Origin of the sequence: Prosthecobacter sp. (assembly GCF_049294395.1) — a bacterium.
Lineage (GTDB): Bacteria > Verrucomicrobiota > Verrucomicrobiia > Verrucomicrobiales > Verrucomicrobiaceae > Prosthecobacter.
The window spans coordinates 37,120-59,664 of record NZ_JBAQCR010000205.1 but is presented as its reverse complement, the minus strand read 5'-3'; the positions used below and the strand labels follow the sequence as shown (position 1 = coordinate 59,664).

Below are 22,545 nucleotides of genomic sequence, written 5' to 3'. Positions count from 1 at the left end.
ATCACACCAGGGAGTTCGGCCTGCTCCAGCGGATCTTGCCCAGCAGCAGATCGCCTTTGAATCCATGCTTTGGCAGCATGCCGCCATCGGTCACCCACGATTCATTCGGTGAGATGTTGGTGGTTTGAAAATTGCCCATCAGCGGCACTTCATCCGGTGCATTCACGCCATCGCCTTCCAGCGGCAGCACGATGCGCTCTGTGTCGCGGATGAGACGCAGCGTTTTCAGGTCCACCTGCGCCATGAAGAGCGGCGCGCGCCAGCGCATCACCTTCACATTGCTGGCGTCTTTGCGGGTATAAACCAGATGCAGCGCCTCGCTGTGCGGCAGCCAGTGCTGCTGAGTCGTGCTCATTTCCAACGGTGTGCCGTCGTCCCAGCACCAGGGCTGTTTCTCTTCGAAGTCGAGCCCGTCATCACTCGCGGCGACATACCCGCGATTGTCCTCTGCCCGCAAAGTCGCATAAAACTTCCCTCGATAACGCACGAGAGATGGCTCCAGCAGTCCGCGACCTGCCGCATGCTTGATCTCGCGGCCAACCTTTTGAATGGCCAGGGTCTCGCCATCAAACGAGCAGCGCACCCCGGCGGCGGAACGGCCGGTCTGCTGCGCGCCAAAAGACATCACAAAAGCAATGCTGCCATCTTCCAGCACCTCGCGCTGGCCGCAGTTGTTCGTGTAGATATTCGCGCCGCGCGGATCATCCCAGATCAGCCGCTTGCGCTCCAACCAGCGGCCATCCTTGTAAACCGCATACACCGGGCAGCGTGCCGGCTGGTTGCGGTCAAACTTCGGACCTTTGTAAAAGACGTTGTGTCCCATGGCCAAAACGGTGCCGGTTTTCGCATGATACTGCGGCACCACATCGCACACGCCTTCATCGCCACGACCGTCCGTCGTCGGCACACGGCCCAGTGGTGGCACTGGCTGCGGTTCTGACCATGTCTGGCCCAGGTCCCGCGATTCCATCCAGTGCACCGGCAGGAAGAAGTCCGAGCCGCGAATCTCCTGCATCGTCATAAACACCACCGGCCCGTCCTTAAACACCACCGGCCCGTCCTTTGACGGCACGAGGCAGGGCCGCGGATGAAACCACGACGGCCCGCTGCCATCGCGCCCATGCTTGAGCGTGACTTTATCAATGGAGGCAATCAGCGGAGGCGCTGACTGCCCGCAGGCCAGATTCACGGCCAGCATGCCCGCCGCGCTCTGTTGCAGGAAACGACGGCGGTTCATAAAAGTCGTAATGGCAGGTTACTTCGCCTTCGTCTTCTCGGGCAGGCCCTGACCAGGCTTGAGGTCGAGATTGGCCGTCATGTCCTCTTCCGTCACGGTCGAGGCCACGCCATCCGCAGGGATCTTGGCCTTCGCCGTCCATAGGATCGCGTTCAGCACCAGCTTGCGCTGCTCGTTGTTGGCCCAGCCTTTGTGGTAGTGGCCACCGGTGAAGCCAAAGCCGCGGCCGCCGTCAGCACGCTCGCAGGCCCAGGCGACATGCTGCTTCTCCTGCTTCTTCACGGACTCACGCACCGCCGGGTTGCCGCTGTGCGCGCCATCCGGACGGCTCATCGTCGATTCAGGAGCCACATCGCTCAGGATCGGAGTCACGCCTTGCATGTTTGGGCGGAAGCGCATGAAGAAATACCATTCGTCATTAGTGCCAAAAGGCTTCACGCCGGAGCTGATCGGGTGCGCCGGCAGTTCCTTGAAATTGGCATCCCAGTGGGGGTTCACGCTCCAGTTGATCTCAAAGCAGCCGCCCATCCAGTCGATGAACTCTTTGCCGCCCTTTTCAATCGTCGGCTCCACCGCGTAATGCAGCGTCAGAAAGCCGCAGCCGCGCTTCATTTCTTTGTCGAGCTGGGCCAAATGGTCTCCCTGCAGGGCCGGATGTCCACCGCCGCCGTCCGAGTAAATGACGACCGTGTCCGCCGAGGAAAGCTCCTCCTGGGAGGGCCACTCGCCATTCAGGTGAAATTTGATGTCCACCTGATCCGCCGCGCCCTGCTCCAGGCACTTTTTCAGCAGCTGGATGCCCGCATTGTGCTCATGCTGCCCCGGACCATGGGAGGGCTTGCCCGCGATCATGACGATGGATTTTTTGTCCGCTGAAAATGCGGAGCCGAGGAGTGAAAAGGCCAGGAGGGCGGTGAGCAGATGCTTCATAGATTGGGGTTGGAACGTGGAATGCAAACGGCCCGAGCGCACGCGGCATTTCAACCGGCAGCGACGAACTTTGACGGCTACCCCGGGGTTCTGGCACGCCTTCCGCTACTCTTTCCCGTCCGCCCAACCGCATGCCCATCGCCAAGAGCCGCCCGCAGACCAATGTTTTCTATGCCTTTGCCTTCGTCGGCGTGGTCATGGCGGTCTTCACCGTGGGCTACCGGGTCGCGGGGTGGTCGTGGAGTGATGCCTTCTACATGGTCGTCATCACCGCCTTCAGCGTCGGCTACGGCGAAGTGGTGCCCATCACCGATCCCTGGCTGCGGGCGTGGACGGTCACCCTGATTCTCTTTGGCTGCACCGGCATCATTTTTGTCACCGGTACCTTGGTGCAGTGGCTGACGGAGGCACAGATTCAACGAGCTTTGGGAGGCAAACGCATGGAAAACGAAATCGAAAAACTGAGCAACCACGCCATCATCTGCGGCTACGGCCGCATCGGCCGCATGATCGCCTCACAGCTGCAGGCAGGCGGCATACCCTTTGTCATTGTCGATCAGGCAACTGACCGCGTGGCGGAAGTGCGGGATGCGGGCTTCCTCACGCTTCAAGGCGAGGCCACCGACGAAGCCGTGCTGAAACATGCCGGCATCAGCCGCGCCCGCGTGCTGGCCACCGTGCTGCCCAATGACGCCGCGAACGTCTTCATCACCCTCAGCGCACGCAACATGAACCCCGCGATTCAAATCATCGCGCGCGGCGAAGTCCCCTCCACCGAGCGCAAGCTGCTGCAGGCCGGGGCCAACCGTGTCGTGCTGCCCGCGCACATCGGTGCCGACCGCATCGCCCACCTGATTTTGCACCCGAACACGCGCGACCTGATCGGCGGCAAGACGAAGGCCAGCATCGACTTTGACCACCACCTCACCGAACTCGGCCTCGACATGGAGGAGATCGAGATCCGTGCGGACTCGCCATGGGTTCACAAGCGCATCTCGGAAGTCGAAACCGGCACCGCCGGGCGCATGCTCCCGGTGGCGATCCTGCGCAAAGAGGGCGCCACGGATTTGAACCCCAGCCCCTCCGCGATGCTCATGCCCGGAGACGCACTGGTGGTGATGAAACGCGTGCTGCGGCGGTCGATGAGCTAGAAGACTTTATTTTCCAGTCAAGCTGGCTCGCTGCCTGCGTCTGCACTGCGGACCATGCCCAAGCAACCCGACCGCATTTTCAAAGTAGCCATCATCGGCGGAGGGTTTGCAGGAGTGTATTGCGCACGCGAACTGCTGCGGCTCACTGAAGATGTGGCGAACATGACCGTGGGCATCATTGCCAGCGAGAATCACATGGTTTTCCAGCCCATGCTGCCGGAAGTCGCAGGCGGGTCGCTCTCCCCGCAGCATGTAGTCAATCCCATCCGCATGATCTGCCGTGGCGCGGAGGTGCTGAAAGGAGAGGTCACGCACATCGATCTGGAAAACCGCATCATCACCCTGAACGGTGGCATGTTTACCCCTCAGGTCACGGTGGGGTTTGAGCACATCATGCTGGCACCAGGCGCCGGAGTGGACCTCAGCCGCATTCCCGGCATGGGAGAGCACGCTTACCTCATGCGTACCGTCGGCGATGCGATGAAGCTGCGCGCCGCGATCATCAGCCGCCTGGAGGAGGCCAATCTCATCACCAATCCCAAGCTGCGCAAAGAACTGCTCTCCTTCGTCATCGTCGGCGGCGGTTACTCCGGGGTGGAAACCGCCGGGCAGATCCAGGATTTGATCCAAGGCGCACGCCGCTTCTACGAAAACATCGAGCCCGATGAACCCAGCGTCACACTGATCCACAGCGGCGACCGCCTTCTGGGAATGCTGAGCGACAGCCTCGGTACCTACACCGGCAAATGTCTCACCGAGATGGGCGTGAAGATCATCTTCAAAAGCCGCGTGCGCGCTGTCACCGCACGCACCGTGCAGCTTGGCGATGGCGTCTCACTTTCTGCCACGCTCGTGGTCTGCACGGTGGGCAATGCGCCGCATCCACAAATCACGGCCCTCGGTGCCCATGGCGGGCTCCCCGTGGAGCGCGGCAAGGTCGTCGTCGAATCCAGCGGCCAGGTCAAAGGACTCACCAATGTGTGGTCGGCCGGTGATTGCGCCGTGTTCCCCAAAGCCGATGGCGGCAACTGCCCCGAGACCGCGCAGTTTGCCATGCGCCAGGGGGCGCTCGTGGCCAAAAACATCGCCGCCAGTTTAGCAGGGCGTCCCTTGAAACCGTTTCGTTTCACCGGCCTCGGTGAACTCGCCACCATCGGCCATCGCAAGGCGGTGGCGCAGGTCTTTGGCATGCGCTTCTCCGGCATCATCGCCTGGTTCATGTGGCGCAGCATCTACCTCATGAAGCTCCCCGGCTTTGACCGCAAGCTGCGTGTCATGGCGGAGTGGACCTTTGAACTGTTCTTCCCGCGCGACATCAACCTGCTCACCCCTAGTTTCTCCTCGCCACTCGGTGAGATGCACCTCGAACCCGGTGACTCCCTCTTCCATGCCGGCGAGCCTGCCCAGTCCTTGTACGCTGTCAAAAAAGGCAACGTCAACATCACCGATGCCCAGGGCCAGATCGTCAAAGCCGCTGGCCCCGGCGAGCACTTTGGCGAACGCGCTTTGTTGAGTGATGGCATCTGGCGTTTCGATGCCACCGCCACGGAATCAAGCGAGCTCGTCGCCATTGATGGACAAACCTTCAAGACCCTCGCCCAAAGCATCGGCTCACTGGACGCCCTCTTCCGCGGCACCGCACAGCAGTACCATCTGCCGGAGGAAATCCAGAACACGGTGGACATGATTCCCGAAGCCACCCGAAAAGCCTGCGCCGCAGATGTCATGACACGGAACATCGCCTTCCTCGATGCCAGCGTAACCGTGCAAGATGCCGTGGCGGAGTTTCAAGCTCATCCGCACAGCACCTACCCCGTCACCACAAACGGCTGCGTCATCGGCCTGCTTCGCCGCTCCGTTGCCTATGAATGGCTCAAGAATCACGGCCTCACCTGCGTGGACAAGCTGCAAGCGCTGCCATTGACCAAACCTTTCTGCGTCACCGCAGACACCCCTGTGCCCGTGCTCGTCGGCACCCTGATGCGCAGCGGCGTCAGCAAGGCGGTCGTTGTCGATGAACAAAAACGCCTCCTCGGCATGATCACCTTGTTTGATCTGCTCAAGGGTGCTCAGAACGTGTGAGGCTTGATCAAACCTGAATTTGCCGCCACTGTTCGGCATGCCTGAGATCAGCCGATTCTTCGGAATCCGTGTGGAGATGTTCTATGATGAACATCTCCCTCCCCATTTCCATGCACGTTATGAAGGAGAACGTGCTGCATTCACCCTCGACGGCACTCTCATGGAGGGGGAAATGACCGGTCAGGCATATCGGCTCGTTCGAGAATGGGCCGCCATTCATCCTGCCGAACTCAATGAAAACTGGAACTTGGCAGAACAGCATCTTCCGCTGAAACGTATCCCACCCCTTTCATAATCTCATGATCACCGCCGATTCCACCGTTTCTCTCGAAGCATGCGAGGTCGCCGCCTTGCAGATGACGGGTCCACATCGTGTCAGCCTGCGTTTTCGTGATGGGTATGTCACAGAACTCGACTTCGCCGAGTATGGCAACGAGGGCGGCCCTCTTCGGCGTGCATTATCTGATCCGACATTGTTTGCCGAGGCCTTTCTCGCTTATGGCATCGTGTCATGGCCAAACGGCTACGATATCGCACCTGAAACGCTGCGCCGCTACGCGCAACAGGGCTTCATTGGCTGATAGGCTTCGCAGCACCCCGCCACGCCAAAATACCACACAGCCCAAAGCCAAACGCATTCAGCGTCCCATGGATCGCCCACATCTGAGGCATCGTCAGCGCGAAGTTCGGGATCACGTAGCGCAGACCAAATCCGAGAGCCAGAACCATAGCAGCAAACAGCGATGCGCCTGAAATGAGAAAGCCGATGCGTGTCCAAATCGAGCGCTGCCGTTCCAGTCCCCGCCACACTTGTGAAACAGCGACACCCAACGCGCCCAGCACCAAAATTACCACGCCAAACGGTTCCATGAACCTCAACACTCCAAAGTGAGTGCCGGTGATTCCCACGGCCACCAGCGGCACACCGAGCAAAATCGCCGCACATGAAAAGCGCGTCCAGCATCCCGGATTCGCCTTGGCATTAAGTCCTGCCATCAGCGGCAGTGTGAATCCGGCGTGATGAAAATGCGCCGCCGTGAGCAGCACGATCAATGGATCGAATCCCCAAGGTGCCCAGTTGGCACGATGTGCAACCAGCCATGCAGCACCGATGGAGGGAAAGACCCGCGCAGATTCCAAACACAGGCGAGCAGGTTCAGAAATGCCGTGGCGGAGCCAACCCGTCACGACAGGAAATGCAGCACGCGCCTGGACCCAAAGCCAGGGAACTGACAGCAGGAAACCCAAGGGAACGATTCTTCTCATCGAAGGATCATCGGCAATCAGCACTCTGGGATCCACGGGTCTCACCAGCAAAGAGAGCCCCAGCAGGTAGGCCGAGATCACCTCCATCCACGGTGTTTTTGATCCACCCACTTCACCACCAAGGGGCATCAACACCAACACGGAGAGCATGAGCAATGCGTGAATCCAAATGTCCGGCTCGTTCACATGAATCATCCAAATCGGCCCGTCAGAATCAACCATCCCCATGCCACAGCACCCCGCTGGACTGGCCCACAAGACAGCATAATGCAGGACGACAATCGATGCCCATGCGATCAATCGAATCCAGACGTTCACGCAACTGCCTCCCTCATCCTCGCTTGCGAATCCCGCACAAACCGGCACTGCCACCACCGCGCCAGCGGAAAGCCAAGCCACGCCATCCAATGCCGCGGATGTGAAAACGCACGAATCGCATACCACACGCTGCCATCAGCCCGATGCTCAATGATGAACTGTTCCTCGCCACACTCTGCGTGCTCCGGCAGGGTGCCATAGACAAAGCCGTGTGTGTGCTTTGAATCGCAGCGCCGCAAAATCCGGCAGGGGTTCACCCACCACAGGCCGCAGATGCGCGTCACCATCGCCACGATCTGCCCGACCTCCTGGCCTTTGACTTCCAGTCGGCTGACCTCCGCCCACGCTGGAAACATGCCCCAAGCATCCAAAGCTTCGCACGCCTTCCGATACACCTCCTCACCACTGCCCAGCCTCACCGCATGCTCGTCGGCGATGAATCCGTCCGCCAGTGGCGGCGTGTAGCTCAGAGGCTCATTCCTCCATGACTCCAGCAGTCCTCGCAATCGTTCGGGGGCGGGTGGTTTCAAGCTGAGCATCGTGGCAATACGCTGCCATGGCCTTGGGGGCGAAAGAAACAAAAAAGCACAAAAAGTGGACCTGCCAGTTTCACAGCTTTCGAATCTTTTGCATCTTTCGCTACTTTCGGCCATCCATCCGCATGCCCCCACCCATTCGTGCCGTCATCTTCGACTTCGACGGCCTCATCGTTGACACTGAAAGCACCGGTTACCATACTTGGAGAGAAATCTTCGACCAGCATGGCCATGAGCTGCCCGTGGAACGCTATGCACAGGCTGTGGGCACCGACTTCATCACAGGCATTTACGATCCCAAGCGTGATCTCGAACAGCTCACCGGTCGAGACTTCGACTGGGTGGCCATTGAAACTGATCGCAAAACCCGTGAAAACGAACTGCGGAAGCATCTTCAGTTGCTCCCCGGTGTGGCCGACCGCCTGCAGGAAGCTGCCTCCCTCGGCCTGCGCATCGCCATCGCCAGCAGCAGCCCACGGGTATGGATCGATTCCTGGATGGACCAGCTCGGTCTGCACGCTCATTTTCACCACATCTCCACCGTCGATGACACCGGCAAGGTGAAGCCCGACCCGAGCCTCTTCCTGCATGCCGCCGAAAACCTCGGTGTTGCACCCGAGGAAGCCGTCATCTTCGAAGACTCCCTCAACGGCCTCCGCGCCGCCATGTCCGCCGGCATCCGCTGCATCGTCGCACCGGGGCCCATGACGCAGCACCTGGATTTTACTGGCGCGTGGAAGCGTGTTGATTCCCTCGCGCAAGTCTCTCTCAAGGAACTCATGGCATGAAGCTGTACACCCTGCTCTCCCTGTGTCTCATCAGCACGCTTCACGCGGCTGATCCAGCTTGGTTGAGCACCGGTGAATTCCAGTGGCAGAGCTCGCCTCCGCTCATCGGCCCCGCAGCAGATGCTTCCGATCCCGATGTGGCGCTCAAAGACCCGACGATGGTCTTTCATGAGGGAAAATGGCACCTGTTTGCCACGCATCGACGCGCCTCCGGCAAGGTGGACATGCAATACCTCTGCTTCGCCGATTGGAAGGATGCTGGCAAAGCCACGCGCCACACGCTTGAGTTCCATGATCAGTATCATTGCGCTCCCCAGGTGTTCTTCTTCACACCGCATCAAAAGTGGTATCTCATTTACCAGCTCGCCGATGAGCGCCGTGCGCCCAAGATGGGGCCGTTTTTTTCCACCACATCTACCCTCGCCGATCCAAAGTCCTGGACCCAGCCGCAGCCCATGATCGAAACGCTGCCCGAAGGCGGCGACAAGATCCGATGGATCGACTTCTGGGTCATTTGCGACGCCACCAAGGCCCACCTCTTCTACACCAGCGACGACGGCCATTTCTGGCGGCGCGAAACCGCCCTCTCCAAATTCCCGCTCGGCTGGTCCAAACCCGAACTCCTGCTCAAAGACACGAAGGACGAGCTCTTCGAAGCCTCGCACACCTACAAGCTCAAAGGCCGCGACCAATACCTCACCCTCATCGAGGCCATGCGGCCCGGACAGCGCTACTACAAAGCCTGGCTGGCAGACAAACTCGAAGGCCCTTGGAAGCCGCTTGCCGCCACACGCGATCACCCTTTCGCCTCCACCGCCAACGTCTCGCAAAAGGAGCCCTGGACCACCAGCGTCAGCCATGGCGAACTCATCCGCAGCAGCAACAACGAAACACTCGAAGTCGATCCCGCAAATCTCCGCTTCGTCTTCCAAGGCGTCGATGCCGAAGGCTACCAGGCGCAAAAATACGGCAGCATCCCCTGGCAGATCGGGATTCTCGATCTGCAAATGAGCCATCTGGAGCAGAGTTTGAACAGCATTGTCTTTCCAACACTCGACATTCAAGAGGTCGATGTGGGAGAAGCTACCTCTTACCTGCAGATCAAAAGCCGTGAATTCCAGATGGCAAAACCGGCCGGATTGAATCTCGTAGGTCGATACGATGAAAAATCCTCCGCTGCCAAAATTTCCCTGAATGCCGAAAACATCTCCTATCGGGAGGCCCTTGAGGAGATCGCCCGTCAGTCCGGCATGCGGCTGACCCTCTTTCAAAAAGGAGCGGTGCTGAGTCCCAAGTCAGAAAAAGTTCCCGAGAACCCCTGGCAAGACCGGCAAAAAACTGAACCTTGAGCGGACTCAGCCTTACAAATCCAGTGGCATTCCGCGCCAGCCCCTCCTTGGTGTCCCGCACGCCCAACCGCCATGACGCCGCTCCCGCTTGCCGACCGCTATGCACGTTTTCGCGACGCCGTGTTTTCCGGCGTGGCCGAAACGCTGCCGGGTTTTGCCGAGCCCATGACGGAGATGGAACTGCAAAGCCTGTGGTTCTCCGGTGCCTTTGGCAGTGAGTTCACCACCACGGATGGCAAGGCGGTGCGCATCGCTGATTTCGGCGTGTGGAATTCCGGGTCCGGGCCGGACTTCAACGGCTGTGCCATTGTGATCGATGGTCAGACCCTGCGCGGTGACATCGAGCTCGATCCCGATGCCCGCGACTGGGAACGGCATACGCATGGTGCCAACGAGAACTTCAACCGCGTCATCCTGCACCTTTTTCTACACGCGCCGGAAGAGCGTTTCTACACTCGCAACAGCGCCCACCACGCTGTGCCACAAGTGCTGCTGCAGGCCGGCATGCTGCCGGAAGGCATCAAGCCCAAGCGCAACCTCGCTCAAGCAAGACTGGGCCGCTGCGCCGTCCCCCTGCGGGGCATGGAGTCCTCACAGGTACAGTCTATCATCGAATCCGCCGCGCAGCACCGCCTTGAGCTCAAATCAAAACGCCTGCACCGCAGCGTGGCCGCTCAAGGGCGCGAGCAGGCGATCTATCAGGCGCTGGCGCAGACGCTGGGCTATCGCAAAAACCAGCAGCCCTTCGCCATCCTCTCCCAGCGGCTGCCGTTGAAGAAAATCACCCAGCTTGATGCCGCCAAGCGCGAGGCATGGCTCTTCGGCGTCTCCGGCTTCCTCGAAAGCGTCCGCAGTGACGACACTGAGCCAGCCACACGTTCCTACCTGCGCGAGCTCTGGAGCGAATGGTGGAAGCTGCGCAGCGGTGTGGAGCGCTGGCTGGATGACCGCCAGCTTCTGCGCTGGAAGCTCAATGCCATCCGCCCCGGCAATCATCCGCAGCGCCGTCTCGGCGCGCTCGCCGCGCTGCTGCGTTCCTGGTCCTCCATCGTCACCCCTCTGGCCGATGCCACACGCTGGAGCCAGGCCGCATGGCGCGAGTCCCTGCTCGCTCTCTCCCATGATTTCTGGGCCACTCATTACACACTGCTCTCAGAAACGGCGGAGCGACCCGTCGCATTGATCGGCGAAACGCGCGTGCAAGAGATGCTAGCCAACGTCGCCTACCCGCTGCTGGTGCCGGAGCGCACACGCCTGTGGGCCGAGTATCTCGAACTCCCCGCCCTGCTGGACAATCAAAAGGTGCGCCGCGCCGTGCTGCGGCTGTTTGGCGAGGACCCGCGCAGCCGCGACTTCACCAAAAAGCTGCACCACCATCAGGGCCTGTTGCAGATCTATGAAGACTTCTGCCTCGAAGACGACTCCGCCTGCGCCGACTGCCCCTTCCCGGAAAGATTGAAGGAGTGGAGCTAGAGCCGACGTTTTCGCGTCCAACCATGCGCTCGCTTCTCGTTCTCGCCCTCTCCTCGTCGTTCGCTCTCGCTGCAGATCTGCCTGATCCCGCCGTCATCACAGCGGCCATGAAGAAGGCCGTCACTTACGCTCACACGAATCTCGCCCGCGAAGGCGGCTATGCCTCCTCCTACGACAAAGAGGGCAAGATCGGCGAAGTCGAGCACGCCAAATCGCCCACCATCATCTCCATCCAGCCTCCGGGCACCACGACGATGGGACTTGCTATCTTGAAGGCGTATCAGGCCACAGGCGATGAAGTGTTCCTCACCGCAGCCAAAGATGCGGCCAAAGCACTGCTCAAATGCCAGCTCGCTTCCGGTGGCTGGGACAGCGACTTCGATTTCGATCCTGAGAAGGCCAAAAAATACTACCTGCGCAGCGATCTCGAAGCCGGAGACAAGGAGCCCGGCAAACGCCGCAACAGCACCACCCTCGATGACAACAAGACCGAATCCGCGCTGCTCTTCCTCCTCGAAATGGTCCACGAGCCCGCCTGCAAAGACGATGCCGAATTGAAGCGCTGCACCAAGTTTGCCTTCGACGCCCTGCTCGCCGCCCAGGCCCCCATCGGTGCCTGGCCGCAGCAGTTTTCCGGCCCGGCGGACACAACCGCTCCGGTGCTCAAAGCCAGCTATCCCGAAACATGGAGCCGCACCTTCCCTGCCATCAAATACACCAGCTTCTACACGCTGAACGACGACAACCTGCAGCAGATCGCGAAGGTGCTGTTCCGTGCTTACGACCTCGAAAAGGACGAGCGCTACCTCGCCGCCCTGAAAAAACTCGGCGACTTCTTCCTGCTGGCGCAAATGCCCGAACCGCAGCCCGTTTGGGCCCAGCAGTATGACCGCGACATGCATCCGGTCTGGGCGCGCAAATTCGAGCCACCATCCGTCACCGGCAATGAAAGCGTCGGCGTCATGGAAGTACTCCATCAGCTCTGGGTGCTCACCGGGGATGATAAATACCTCAAGCCCATCCAGCCCGCCCTCGCCTGGTTCGAACGCTCCAAGCTGCCCGACGGCACGCATGCGCGCTTCTACGAACTGCAGACCAACAAGCCCCTGTTCTTCGTCAAAGACACCTACGTGCTGACCTATGACGACAGCAACATGCCCACGCATTACTCCTTCAAGGTCAGCCAGCAGAGCAACCTCGACACCTTCAAGAAACAGCTCGCCAAAGGCCGCGAAGAACTGCAGCTCAACTTCGCCGGCCCCCAGAAGCCGAAGGACTGGGCCAGCCGCGCCAAAGCCGCTGCGTCAAAAGCCAAAAAAGCCGCCGAGTCCCTCGACAGCGAAGGCCGCTGGATCAAAAACGACGAGATCGACGGCGCGGAATTCGTCAAAGGCATGATGGCCATGGCAAACTACGTCGAGGCGCGGAAGAAAAGCGGAGAGTAACCAGTTGCCAGAACTTATCGTCTTGCCACCACGAATGCGCTCATCACCAGACCGATGACAACCCCCACCGCCGCGATGAGCCAGAAGTTCGTTGGCGTATCGGCCACATCCGCCCGCACATACATGCTGAACAGACCCGTCAGCGCTGTAAGCGGCAGAAACAGGGCGGCCATCACATTCAGTCGGTGTGAGGTGTTCGCCATGATCTTCGCGCTTTGCGCCTGCGCCTCGGCTTGCTTCGCCACGGTGAAGTTCAGGCCAAACTGCGCGTCCTGCAGCAGCAGTTCAGCAGTGCGCTCCACACTCGCCGCCTGATCTCGCAGATTGATCACATCGCGGTCGGCTTTAATGAATTCACGCGCCTGCTGCAGCGCACGATGCAGACCGCGCGAGCTCCGCAGCACAGGTGCGATGGCTTCGAGCACCTTGTGGTACTCGGCGGCCGTTTGAGCCGCGTGCTCCTGCTTGTCCAGTTCATCCAGCCTCGCCACATACGCCGTCAGATGATTTTGCAGCGCGAGACTGCCCCCGCTCTCTGGGCTGGATTTCCAGGCACCGTCCGGCTGCCGCCAAAACAATGCCGGCCTCCGATTTAGCTCATCAGGGCCGGGGATCTGGTGAAGAATAAGCAGCAGGTGCTCCTCCTCATAGATCGCACGCTGCGTCCCGGCTTCCCGGCCCACCCGGTTGCGAATGGCCTCCGGAATGCTGGCCCAAAGTTTCGGAATGATTTGAATGTCTGGTTTCATGATTGGGATTTTTTCAATCCCGCCACCATGAGAGCAGACCCCGCTCGTGGAGGCGATGACAAAAAGCGGCCAAGATTTCAGGCCCCGAGTAGTCCCCTTCTTGCCCCCACGCGAATCACGGCCTAGCTTCTGCGTTCATCCCATCATGACCCACGCCGTCCTCAGCCTCCTCAAAGAAAGCCGTCACCCTATGCGCATCGACCTCATCGGAGTCGCGGGCTCGGGCATGAGCGGTCTGGCGCTGCTGCTGCTGGGTCTTGGACACAAGGTCAGCGGTTCGGACAAGGCGACCACGGTGGAGACGGACCGCCTGCAAAAGCTCGGCCTGCAGTTCTTCCATGGGCACACGGAGAAAGAGGTCGAGGACTGCGACATGGTCATCTACTCCAGCGCCATCAAGCCCGGCAACGTGGCCTACGAGGCAGCTTACAAGCAGGGCATTTCTCTCATACGCCGTGCGGAAGCGCTGGCTGCCGTAATGGCGAACAAGAAAGGCGTCGTCGTCTGCGGCACCCATGGCAAGACCACCACCTCCGCGCTCACCGCCCATGTGCTGCGCCAGGGTGGCCTCAAGCCCAGCCACTACGTCGGCGCGGAAATTCCAATCCTCGGTTCCAACGCTCACTGGGACACCGAGGGCGAGCTCTTTGTGGCCGAAGGCGATGAAAGCGACGGCACGCTGGTCAACTTCCATCCGGAACACGCCATTGTGCTGAACATCGAGCCCGAGCATCTCGACTTCTATGACGGCATCGAGGCCATCAAGACCGTGTTCCGCCAGGTCCTCAGCCAGACACGCACCCACTGGGTGTACTGTGCCGAAGATCCCGTCGCCAGTGAAGTCTGTGCCGGGCCCCAAGGCGTGAGCTACGGTTGGAGCCGCTCGCACGATTTCTCGGCCAACATCCTCTCGATGAAGCCGGATCATTCCGAGTTCGAAGTGTACCAAAAAGACCAGCTTCTCGGCTCGGCCACTCTCGGCATCCCCGGAAAGCACAATGTCAGCAACGCGCTCGCGGCCATCGCCCTCGCCACTCGCTGCGGCGTCACGTTTGAGGCCATCCAGCACGCGCTGCGCACCTTCCGCGGTGCCAAGCGCCGCTTTGAAATCCGCCACAGTGGCGAGCTCTTCACCGTCGTGGACGACTACGGCCATCACCCCAGCGAAATCGCCGCCACTCTGGCCACGGCGAAGGGCTTGAATGCAAAGCGCATCGTCTGCTTGTTCCAGCCGCATCGCTACAGCCGCACGCAGCTCTTGAAAAAGGAGTTCGGTGCCAGCTTTGGCGACGTGGACGAGCTGTTCGTCACCGATGTCTATCCCGCCAGCGAAAAGCCCCTCCCCGGTGTCAGTGGTGAGACAATCCTCGAAGAGGTGAAGCTGCAGAACGATCACACCAAGACCGGCAGCACACCCACCATGCCCATCGCACGCGACAAGGTGGGCAACGCCCTCCGCCCCGGCGATCTGCTCATCACCCTCGGTGCTGGCAACGTCCACGAAGTCGGTCGCTGCATCGCCCGCGATCTGCCCGTGCTCGAAAAACTCTGCGCCATCCTCGATGCCAACGGCGGCGGCGTGGCACGCCTCTATGAGCCCATGAACCGCCACACCACCTGGCTCATCGGTGGTCCCGCGCAATTCTGGATCGAACCGCGCAATGAAGCCTCCTTCGCGGAAGTCGTGCGCTACCTGCGCTCGGCCTCGATTCCTATCCGCGTCATCGGCCGCGGCTCCAATCTACTGGTCAAAGACGGCGGCATCCGCGGCGCGGTGATTCACACCAAAGGCGATTTCGAAAACGTGACCGTGAACGGTGACCTCATCACCGCCGGAGCCGGAGCACGGCTCAAGAAAATCGCCAGCGCCGCCCGCAATGCCGGCATCGGCGGCTTTGAATGGATGGAAGGCATCCCCGGCAATCTCGGCGGTGCCATCCGCATGAACGCCGGCGCGATGGGCTCCGAAACCTTCGACCAAATCGTCAGCGTGCGCTTCATCGACACGGACGGCAGCATCAAGGAAAAGCCGCTGGCCGAGATCACCCACCACTACCGCAGCGTGCCGGAGTTTGAGGAGCGCTACGTCGTTTCCGCCGTGTTCAAAGGCACCCCTGCCCCACAGGCCGAGATCGACACCAAGCTCGCCGCCTCGCACCAAAAACGCCGCACGTCCCAGCCCGTCGGTGCCAGCGCCGGCTGCACCTTCAAAAACCCCGAAATCTGCGGTGCAGGCAAACTCATTGACGATCTTGCCCTCAAAGGCCGCAACGTCGGCAAAGCGATCGTCAGCGACGTCCACGCCAACTTCATCGTCAATCAAGGCGGCGCCACCGCCCGCGAAGTCCTCGACCTCGTGGCCCAGATCAAAGACACCGCCATGCACGAGCGCGGCGTGACTCTGGAGATGGAAGTGAAGGTCATCGGCGAAGACCAGCCGCTGCCGCTTTGATACGGTTTAGCCCAGAATTTGACCGGAAATTTGATCCGTAGAGACAAACTCCCGCACCTGCATTGCAGGGTCACTACCCACGAAGCATGCGGGAGCGATCATCGTTGAGTTAATGATACGAGATGCCTGCTGGTCTGGCACCGGAATCAAAGCACCATGTAGCACACCATAGGTCGCCCCATGCATTCCTGGCTCTGCAATGCTGTTGTTGATGAGGACAATGCGGGGGCAGTCCTCATACCAGTTCGTGGTGTTGGAGACGTAGTTGCGCAGCAATTCAGCACCGGCGCTGAACATAGGATTATGCTGGCTCATAAACTCCGCAGGAGACAGCCCCATGTCACATGCGCAGCGGCTGAAGTCCGCAATTTGAAACTCACTGCGCACTTTCGTGGGCTCGTAGCCGAGCATGAGAAACGATCGCTCAGGAGCACCGTCGAGGTGCAGCTTGGTGCTGTTCTGCTGGTCGAAGCGGCCCAGTGAAAGGTATTCAAGCGCCTCGCCCCATTTCATCGCGTGAAGCTCGGAAAGTCGTTCTTTGAGCACTGTCATGGATTGGCGCAGCTCCTGGGAACTGAGATCCTGAGGCATCACCAAAACAGCAAATCCGGGCTGACCAAGTTCGGTGCGGAACACGCGTTCAAAGACCGCCTCAGCGATTTGAAGAACGTCAGTGCATTCGATAAGATGGTTCAAGGCTGATCCCATGAAAGACGAGAGACCTCTCACCGCCCATTCGCAAGATTTTTAAGCACCAGTGGAGCTCCGCTTGCGCTTAAGCCCCACCATCACCAACCCGGCCATCAACAGAAACATCCGGCCAGGTTCAGGAGCGATGGCAATGTAACCGGTCTGCCCAAGCTGGGAGGTGTCCCAGGTAAGACCTCCACTGAGGGTGGGCATGACAAAGGTATCAAAGACTACCGTCCGGTCGGAGAGCAGCACAGTGCCCCAGTCGATGAGCTTCCAACTGTCGCCAACAGCCCAGGTGCTGATGCCAGTGCTTGAGACTTGCAAGGTGCCGCTCAGGGTCACAGCTCCCCCACCCACGATCAGGAGATCGGCATTGGTGCCGGGATTGACTCCGCCCGCGTTGCCCCAGAGATCGAACTGCAAGGTGCCCGCAGAGAAGAGACCGCCGTTCAGGGTCATCGTCTGTCCCGCGCTTCCATTGTAACCCACCGAAAGCGTACCTCCGACGTTAATGTTCGTGGCACCTCCCACCAGACCCGTTCCTGAAAGCGTCGCCCCATTGGCAATGGTGACAGCACCCGTGCCCGTGGCTGAGCCAGAGCTGTTCATGACACGCAGTGTGCCCTGATCCACAATGGTGCCGCCGCTGTACGTGTTGCTGTTCCCGGAGAGCACCACCGTGCCACTGCTGCCGAGAATCAAGGAGCCTGTTCCCGTCATCGCCTGCGCCAGGGTGGCCTCGCTCGTGCGATTGATGATCAGCGTGCCGTTGTTCACCACCTGCCCGCTGCCAACGCCCCCAGTCACCAAGGTACCCGCATTGATCGTGGTGCCTCCGCTATACGTGTTGTCGCCTGACATGACCTGGACACCCGTGCCGCTTTTCACCAACGCCAGCGCGCCGTCCGTACCGACGCCATCGCCATCACGCACGACACCGGTGAATGTCTGAGTGGTGCTGTTGGCCACGTTCACTGTCAGCGTGGCTGTTCCGGCCACACCAGACTCGTTTTCCACCACCCCGCCGCCCACCAGTGCATTGCTGCTGATTCCTGCCAGGGTTTCGCTGTTGCCAGCCAGCCTCAACACGCCCGCCGTCGCTCCTGTTCCCGCCAGCGTGGCAATCGTGGTGTCGGCAATCTGATTGGCTGCTGCCAGCAGCACCATGGAGGAAGCGGTGCCATCACCAATGCTCAGGCTGCCCGCAATGGCATTGACGCCTGCCGTCTTGTTCAGCCTCAGCGTACCGCCCAGCACGGTGGTGACACCGGTGTAGGTGTTGGCCGCAGTGCCCGCCAGCGTCTGCTGTGCTGCCCCCACCTTGGTAAAGACCAGAACCGAAGAAGTACCCGTACCATTTTGCATCACTCCAGTGAAGCTTTGGTCCGTCGTGGTGTTCACGATCAGTTTTCCGGTCGTGCTGGCCAGCGCGTTTTCCACCACACCGTTTTGAGTGCCTCCGGCACTGGACAGACCGCCGATCGTTTCGGTGTTGCCATTGAGCCTGAAGGTCCCGGTTCCGGCGACAGTGCTGTTGCCTGTCAAAGTGACCACGGCGGTGTCCTGAATCTGCTCGCTTCCACTGAGCAGCAGGATGTCAGCCGTCGAACCACTCCCATCTCCGACAGTGATATTCCCAACGACAGCAATGGCACCGCCAGTCTTCGCCAGAGACAGAGTGCCAGCACTGATGGTGGTGGTGCCGGTGTAGGTGTTCGAGAGCGAACCATCCAATGTAAGGACACCCGTTCCCGCCTTGGTGATGCCCAGCGTTCCCGTGCTGCCATCTTGAATCAGGCCGCTGAAAATGCTGGTCTCATTGCCATTGCCGGCCGTCAGCACAGCATTGCTGCTGCCTCCATTGCGGAGCGTTCCAAGTCCGGAAAGTCCTCCCAGCGTCTCATTGGCGCGCACCTCGAAAGTACCCGCCACGGCCACATCAGTACTGTCCGCAATGGCCTGCGCAGCATTGGTGCTGTTCACACGCAGCGTCGCTCCGGTACCCACTGTGATGTTTCCCGCACTGGATGACAGCGTGCCCGTCCCGCTGATTTCCAGCGTGCCGCCATTCACCGTGGTAGCCCCTGTGAAAAGGCTGGCTCCAGTGAGCACCAGCGTGCCATCTCCCGCCTTGGTCAAACTGCCAGCCGTGGCCGTGCTGCTGACCACCGGATTGGCAATGCTCAGCGTCCCCTGGCTGACCTGCACGATGAACTCATTGGCAGTGCCCGCGCCCACGACTCCGCTGCCAGTGATGCTGTAGGTGTCGCTCGATAAGGTGGGCGCATACAGCAGACCGCCGCTTGTGCCGGTGAAGGTGATGGCCCGCGTGTTTCCATCCAGCGTCACTCCCGTGCCAGTGATTTTGAGACTGTTGACCGTGAGCGCACCCGTCAAGGAAGTGCCGGAAGTGAGAAGGTAGTTCGTTGCCGTATCGCCCCCCGTGGTGGGCAGGGCAGTGTAGTTGGAAAACGCCACCAGATTGCCCGAGACATCCCGTGTAGCCCAGTCGGCTCCGTTGAAGACCGCGTAGCCTCCCAGAATGCCTGCCGAATTGTTGAGTGCATTGGTGGCGGTAAAAGAAGCCGTGCCGGAGGCCACCAGATTGAGAGTGCTGCCCGCAGTCCGGCTGATGCTGGCACCATTGAGCGTCACGACCAGACTGGTGGCTCCATTGGGTGTCAGAGAAAGAGTATTGGCTCCGGCCGTCAGCGCCAGGCTTGCCAGCGTCTGGGTGGGCGAACCGCTGCCACCACGGATGCTCAGCGTGCCACCGCCGAGAGAGATGGCGGAGGAACTGCTGAGTATATTGGAAGTCGGCGCGCCCGCCGCGCTAAAGTCCAGCATCAGCGTCCCCGCATTCACCGTCGTGGTACCAGCGTATGTGTTGGCCCCCGTTAGCACCCAGGTGCCTGTCCCTGTTTTAGTCACCGAGGTGAGTCCGCTATTGTCACCTATGACAGCCGCGATGCTGTTTTCCCCCGTGTTGGTGCCCGTCAGTGTCAACGTCCGCGCTCCCAACTGCGCATTGAACCCCATGCTGCCGGTGTTGGTGAATTTCACCGTGCCGCTGCCTGACGCATCGATCACGCTGCCCGTGGCTGTGCCCACACTAAACAGACGATCCGTAGTGGTCGCAGCTCCCGTGTATTGCAGTGTGCCGCCATTGAGCACCAGATTGGCCGCCGCATTGCTGGAACTGCCCAGCGTGCTGGCCGCGCCTCCATTCGTGAGTGTGGCGACTTTCAAAGTGCCGGCGCTGATCACCGTCGCGCCGCCATAGCCGTTGCTGCCTTGCAGCTCCAGGATGCCCGTTCCGGTCTTGATCAGTCCTCCCGTAGTTCCATTAATGGAGGCCACGTTTTTGAGAATACCTGACTGGGCAGTAAAGGTGATCGTGTTGGAAAGACTGCCTATCGCATTACCTCCCATGTCCAGCGTGGCACCGTTGAGTGTCACTGTGGCAGTGCTGGTACCCGCGCCCCCCGCACGCGTGATGGCACCATTGAGAGTGATGCTGCCGCCATTTAAGTTGAGAACCGCAGTGGCGGTTCCACCCGCAATGGTGGCAGACGCCATCGAAATGCTGCCGATCGTGGTCGTGTTGTTCCCGCTAAAGGTCAGAATCGCGGAGGCGGTGCCAGTGTTTGTGGTATTGCTGGCCAGATTGACAGTACCCAGAGCAATAGTTCCTCCAGCCAGGGTCATGGTACCAGCGATAGCACCAGAGGCCGTGTTGGCGCTGAGCTTTTGCGCGAGGTTGACCGTGGCGGCCTCCAGCGTGCCAGTGTCGAAGTCAAAAGTGACTGTCGTTATCCCGGTGCCTGCGCTGCGACCGGCAACATTGAGTGTGCTCAGTTTCAGGTCCGCATTGTGGCCGCGTGAGTCAAAGGTTGCCCCGAGCGATCCAGCGGTGGTCGGCACCACAGAGTTCCCCACATTCAATACGGCTGCCCCGACGCCATCCGCCGCACGAATCTTGAGCGTTCCGGAGCTGGTGGCAAAACTGAGCACGCCAATGGCCCGCGCTCCTCCCCCGATCGGACCAAGGTCCAGCGTGTTTGCGTTCAAGACCGTGGCCCCAACCCCGAAGGAGATTGTCTGAGTTCCGCTGCCTGATTCACCGCCGACAGAAATACGGTTCGCGGTGATGGTGCTGTTCACCGCCAGTTTCAGCACCGAGGTGGAAACATTCCCCGTCGTGTTGTTGTCTCCCACTCGAAAAACGCCGCTGGCTGTCCCCATGTTTGCTGTGAATGAAGACATGCCGGTGAGATCCAGAATGGCGGTGTTGTAGCTGATGTTGCCCGTGGCCATCCCCAGCTGAAAGGTGCCGCCGGAGTCATTGATGACCAGCGATCCCCCACCGTTCATCGTGGTGTTGGTGACGCTTGCAGCCACGTTGCCACCGATGCTCACGTCCCCATTGATGGTCAACGTCTCGCCAGAGGTCACGGTGATCGCATTCACAGCAGTGGTGTTTGCCAGCACCTGCAGTCCGCCGATGGCCTGGCTGGTGCCAGTGGTGTCCAGCGCGGCTGCCGTGCCGGAGCTGTCCCCCAAAATTAAGGCCGAGCTGGAGGAAAGACCACCGCTCACGCCCGTGCGCAGGCTGCCTGCATAAATGTAGGTGGCCCCCGTGTAGGTGTTGTCCTCCATGAACGTGAGTCCGCCCGTGCCCGCCTTCGTCACGGTGACCACTCCCGTACCATTGTTGGTGATGCGCGCGCCAAGGGCCAGCATGCCGCCGCTGTTTTGATGAATGACCAAATTCCCCGCCGCATTCGTGCCCTCGCCTGCGCTCAGCGTGCCATGCTGCACCATCGCCGTCTGACTGCCACTGAAGAGGATGCCCCCGCTTTCCACCCGCAGGGTGCGTCCGCCCAGATCCATCGTGAATGCACTCCCCGGGGCGAGGTTCAATGAGTTGATCTGCCGGCTGGCACTCAGCATCGAAGGGCTCGCCGTCAGTTTGACATTGGACGTCGCTGTCCAGGTATCCTGGTCCGTTGTGATGTAATCACCTGCCTGCATGGCGCGCACCGAACCCACCGTGGCGTCATATTTCGCAAACTCATTCCCCACCGTGGCATAGCCGCCCATGATGCCATCGTTGTTCGGGGCTGAGGTGAAAACAATACGGTTGCGTGTGTCGTCGCCGAGGCCCGTACCGCTGAAATTCAACACACCGTTGGTCCGCGACAGGGCACTGAAGGTGATCGCCGAAGTCTGTCCGCTGTCCGCCTGGCTGCTCGTCAGCGTGTTCACTCCTCCGGCAAGCGTCAGCACCCCGACGGTTTCACTGTAATTGGCCGCTCCGCCCGTGTTGATGAACTGAATGTTGCCACCGTTCAAAGAAACAGCCTGAGTGTCTGCCAGTCGGGCAGTACTGTTGGCGGCGGCGGTGTTGGAGAGGCGGAAAGTCGCCCCATTGGTGACGGTGATGCCGGTGCCCAGCGCCAGACTTCCGTTGGCACCGCTGATCGTCAGCGCGCCATCCAGCACACTGGTGAGTCCGTTGTAGGTGTTGGCTCCCGTCAGTGTCATGGCACCTCGGCCGACCTTCACCAAATTTGCCGTGCCAGAGACGACTTCGATCCCCTGGCTGATCTCCAATTCTCCCGCAGCATTCACAATGTTGAAATTGCGACTGGTGCCGCTGCCTAGGCGCAGCACAAGATTGATGGTCTCCTTGGTGGCCGAGCTGTCAGTGGCATCACCTCCCAGCACCACCGCATTGCCACTGACCACAAACGCACCGGCTGTGGAGGAAAAGTTGAAAGTAGCGTAGCTAGTACCCGCCGTAGTATCGTTAAAAGGGGTCAGCCTTGTCGTGCCTGTGAAGTTGATGCTGGTGGCAGCGGGCGGTGAACCACTGCTCCAATTGGCGGCTGTGCTCCAGTTGTTGTCCGCACCTCCCCCAGTCCAGTTTTGGGCTCGAACCAGGGAGGGGCATAGCAAGCTGCTAAGAAGCAGGAAAAAAGCACAGGTGCAGGCGTACCTCGCGGAGCCGCTCCGCAGGGCGTTGGGGGACTTTGAGGGCATTTTCGAAACAGGGGTTTGCCCTCAGGTTCCA

Annotated in this window: 16 protein-coding genes; 9 read left to right on the top strand and 7 right to left on the bottom strand. The window is 60.3% G+C overall.

Features of this window, described 5'->3' with window-relative positions; genetic code table 11:
- Position 1: 1 nt before the first annotated feature.
- Both WAW39_RS13230 and WAW39_RS13225 read right to left on the bottom strand, forming a co-directional pair.
- The gene (locus tag WAW39_RS13230) at positions 2-1,237 is read right to left on the bottom strand and encodes a sialidase family protein (protein WP_422319554.1); all 1,236 of its coding nucleotides are present in this window, start codon (positions 1,235-1,237) and stop codon (positions 2-4) included.
- 18 nt (positions 1,238-1,255) lie between these two features.
- The gene (locus tag WAW39_RS13225) at positions 1,256-2,167 is read right to left on the bottom strand and encodes a ThuA domain-containing protein (RefSeq protein ID WP_422319552.1); all 912 of its coding nucleotides are present in this window, start codon (positions 2,165-2,167) and stop codon (positions 1,256-1,258) included.
- A 131-nt stretch (positions 2,168-2,298) separates the two neighbouring features.
- On the opposite strand from WAW39_RS13225, the gene WAW39_RS13220 reads away from it, so the two are divergent.
- From WAW39_RS13220 to WAW39_RS13205, 4 genes are read left to right on the top strand one after another with little or no spacing between them, the layout of a single operon-like run.
- Positions 2,299-3,318 (top strand): potassium channel family protein, encoded by a 1,020-nt coding sequence (locus WAW39_RS13220; protein ID WP_422319550.1) that lies wholly within the window; start codon positions 2,299-2,301, stop codon positions 3,316-3,318.
- Between the two features lie 54 nt (positions 3,319-3,372).
- Positions 3,373-5,400 (top strand): FAD-dependent oxidoreductase, encoded by a 2,028-nt coding sequence (locus tag WAW39_RS13215; protein ID WP_422319548.1) that lies wholly within the window; start codon positions 3,373-3,375, stop codon positions 5,398-5,400.
- 37 nt (positions 5,401-5,437) lie between these two features.
- A complete protein-coding gene (locus WAW39_RS13210) occupies positions 5,438-5,695 on the top strand; it encodes a DUF4160 domain-containing protein (protein WP_422319546.1) in 258 nt (85 codons plus the stop codon).
- 4 nt (positions 5,696-5,699) lie between these two features.
- Positions 5,700-5,981, top strand: a complete 282-nt coding sequence (locus tag WAW39_RS13205; protein ID WP_422319544.1) for a DUF2442 domain-containing protein — start codon at positions 5,700-5,702, stop codon at positions 5,979-5,981.
- Here the strand turns inward: WAW39_RS13205 and WAW39_RS13200 are convergent.
- Together WAW39_RS13200 and WAW39_RS13195 are read right to left on the bottom strand one after the other, a co-directional pair.
- Positions 5,971-6,984 (bottom strand): YndJ family transporter, encoded by a 1,014-nt coding sequence (locus WAW39_RS13200; protein WP_422319542.1) that lies wholly within the window; start codon positions 6,982-6,984, stop codon positions 5,971-5,973. The genes WAW39_RS13205 and WAW39_RS13200 overlap by 11 nt on opposite strands.
- Positions 6,981-7,514: a DUF1990 family protein gene (locus WAW39_RS13195; protein WP_422319540.1), complete on the bottom strand. Its 534-nt coding sequence runs from the start codon at positions 7,512-7,514 to the stop codon at positions 6,981-6,983. Before WAW39_RS13195 ends, WAW39_RS13200 begins: the two co-directional genes overlap by 4 nt.
- A gap of 131 nt (positions 7,515-7,645) precedes the next feature.
- On the opposite strand from WAW39_RS13195, the gene WAW39_RS13190 reads away from it, so the two are divergent.
- From WAW39_RS13190 to WAW39_RS13175, 4 genes are all read left to right on the top strand, one after another.
- Positions 7,646-8,308, top strand: a complete 663-nt coding sequence (locus WAW39_RS13190) for an HAD family hydrolase (RefSeq protein ID WP_422319538.1) — start codon at positions 7,646-7,648, stop codon at positions 8,306-8,308.
- Complete coding sequence (locus tag WAW39_RS13185; RefSeq protein WP_422319536.1) at positions 8,305-9,657, top strand: non-reducing end alpha-L-arabinofuranosidase family hydrolase; 1,353 nt, start codon at positions 8,305-8,307, stop codon at positions 9,655-9,657. Before WAW39_RS13190 ends, WAW39_RS13185 begins: the two co-directional genes overlap by 4 nt.
- A 72-nt stretch (positions 9,658-9,729) precedes the next feature.
- Positions 9,730-11,130: a DUF2851 family protein gene (locus WAW39_RS13180; RefSeq protein ID WP_422319534.1), complete on the top strand. Its 1,401-nt coding sequence runs from the start codon at positions 9,730-9,732 to the stop codon at positions 11,128-11,130.
- 23 nt (positions 11,131-11,153) lie between these two features.
- Positions 11,154-12,575 carry a pectate lyase gene (locus WAW39_RS13175; protein WP_422319532.1) on the top strand — a complete coding sequence of 474 codons (1,422 nt, stop codon included), beginning with the start codon at positions 11,154-11,156 and terminating at the stop codon, positions 12,573-12,575.
- 14 nt (positions 12,576-12,589) lie between these two features.
- Here the strand turns inward: WAW39_RS13175 and WAW39_RS13170 are convergent, their stop codons facing one another.
- On the bottom strand, positions 12,590-13,324 hold the full coding sequence (locus WAW39_RS13170) for a CorA family divalent cation transporter (protein WP_422319530.1): 735 nt from the start codon (positions 13,322-13,324) through the stop codon (positions 12,590-12,592).
- Between the two features lie 145 nt (positions 13,325-13,469).
- On the opposite strand from WAW39_RS13170, the gene murC reads away from it, so the two are divergent.
- Positions 13,470-15,776, top strand: coding sequence for a UDP-N-acetylmuramate--L-alanine ligase (gene murC / locus WAW39_RS13165; RefSeq protein WP_422319528.1), 2,307 nt, complete (start codon positions 13,470-13,472; stop codon positions 15,774-15,776).
- A 6-nt stretch (positions 15,777-15,782) separates the two neighbouring features.
- Here the strand turns inward: murC and WAW39_RS13160 are convergent, their stop codons facing one another.
- Together WAW39_RS13160 and WAW39_RS13155 are read right to left on the bottom strand one after the other, a co-directional pair.
- On the bottom strand, positions 15,783-16,472 hold the full coding sequence (locus WAW39_RS13160) for a hypothetical protein (protein WP_422319526.1): 690 nt from the start codon (positions 16,470-16,472) through the stop codon (positions 15,783-15,785).
- A gap of 51 nt (positions 16,473-16,523) precedes the next feature.
- The gene (locus tag WAW39_RS13155) at positions 16,524-22,514 is read right to left on the bottom strand and encodes a beta strand repeat-containing protein (protein WP_422319524.1); all 5,991 of its coding nucleotides are present in this window, start codon (positions 22,512-22,514) and stop codon (positions 16,524-16,526) included.
- Positions 22,515-22,545: the final 31 nt, after the last annotated feature.